Genomic DNA, 1,605 nt, shown 5'->3' with positions numbered 1-1,605 from the left:
AATATGGGAGGGCGTGTCACCACCGGCAGCGACCCCGGCTTCATCTGGCAGACCTGGGGTTTTGGCTATATCCTCGAACTGGAATTGCTGCGCGAAGCCGGTTTTGCGCCGCTGGAAGTCATCCAGAGCGCCACGATCAACGGCGCCACGACCCTGGAGGAACCGCGGGGCCGCGCGCCTGATTTCGGGTTGATCCGCGTCGGCATGCGCGCCGATCTGGTCATCACGCCGGAAAACCCGCTGCACAACCTCAAGACACTATACGGCACCGGCTTTGAAAAGCTGGACGAGGCCACCCAAAAAACCGTGCGCGTCGGCGGCATTCGCTGGACCATCCGCGACGCCATCGTCTTTGATGCGCCGGCGTTGCTGAAGTCCGTTGCCGATCAGGTGGCGCGCGAAAAGGCAAAGACGGCGCCGTGAAACCCGCCAGCATCGCCGATTACCGCGCGCTCAGCCGTGCGCGCGTGCCGCGATTCCTGTTCGATTATGTCGATGGCGGCAGCTATGGCGAATCCACGCTTGCTGCCAATATTGCCGACCTTGCCGCCATCCACCTTGATCAGCGCGTGCTTGTCGATGTGTCGCGCATCGACACCGCCATCACGCTGCTTGGGCAGGCCTTGGCCATGCCGGTCATCCTGGCGCCGGTCGGGCTCGGCGGCCTGCATGCCCGGCGGGGCGAAGTGCAGGCCGCCCGTGCTGCGCATGCCGCTGGCGTGCCCTTCACGCTTTCCACGGTATCGGTCTGCCCATTGGCCGAAGTCGCCGCCGCCGTCACGCCGCCCTGGTTCCAGCTGTATCTGGTGCGCGATTCCGGTGCCGTGGCCGCCATGATCGACGAGGCGATCGCGCAGGCCGCCCCTGCGCTTGTCTTGACTGTCGACCTGCCGACACCGGGCGCGCGTTACCGCGATGTTCGCTCCAGCCTGACGGGTGCGCCTGGCCTTGCCGGCTGGCTGCACCGCGCCGCGCAGGTGGCGTCCCGCCCGCGCTGGGCCTGGGATGTCGGTGTCCGTGGTCGGCCCATCGCCATGGGCAATCTTGCCGGGCTGGTCGGCGCCCGCGCGCCGCTTTCGGATTATCTGGGCTGGATCGGCCGCAATTTCGATGCCGGCGCCGACTGGAGCCGGCTGGCCTGGGTACGGGCGCGCTGGCCGGGGCCGCTGATCGTCAAGGGGATCCTGCATCCCGATGACGCGGCGCTGGCGGCGCAACACGGCGCCGATGCGATCGTCGTTTCCAATCATGGCGGGCGGCAGCTTGATGGCGCCATCTCGGCGGTGCGGGCGCTGCCGGCGATTCTCGACCGGCTGGGCGGCAGCATTCCGGTGCTGGCCGATGGCGGTGTGCGCTCCGGTCTGGATGTGCTGCGCTATGTGGCGCTCGGGGCCAGCGCCGTCATGGTCGGGCGGCCATGGGCATGGGCGCTGGGGGCACGCGGGGAGGCCGGGGTCGCCCATGTGCTGGCGCTGCTGCATGCCGAGTTGAAAACCGCCATGGCGCTGACGGGTCGCACCCGTCTGGCCCCCGCCGCCGATACGCCGTAAAGACCGGGACATGACCACCCGCCTGTCCATCGCCCTTGCCCAGTTGAACGCCAGC

General features: G+C 68.3%; 2 protein-coding genes. Both read left to right on the top strand.

Features of this window, described 5'->3' with window-relative positions:
• A partial coding sequence (locus RMQ73_RS00010) for an amidohydrolase family protein (RefSeq protein ID WP_310495900.1) occupies positions 1 to 423 on the top strand: 423 nt, incomplete at its 5' end.
• On the top strand, positions 420 to 1,550 hold the full coding sequence (locus tag RMQ73_RS00005; protein WP_310495899.1) for an L-lactate dehydrogenase: 1,131 nt from the start codon (positions 420 to 422) through the stop codon (positions 1,548 to 1,550). The genes RMQ73_RS00010 and RMQ73_RS00005, both read left to right, overlap by 4 nt.
• Positions 1,551 to 1,605 lie beyond the last annotated feature (55 nt).

The organism is Sandarakinorhabdus sp., from assembly GCF_031430775.1.
Lineage (GTDB): Bacteria > Pseudomonadota > Alphaproteobacteria > Sphingomonadales > Sphingomonadaceae > Sandarakinorhabdus.
The sequence above is the reverse complement of the archived record's forward strand: the minus strand, read 5'-3'. Positions and strand labels throughout refer to the sequence as shown.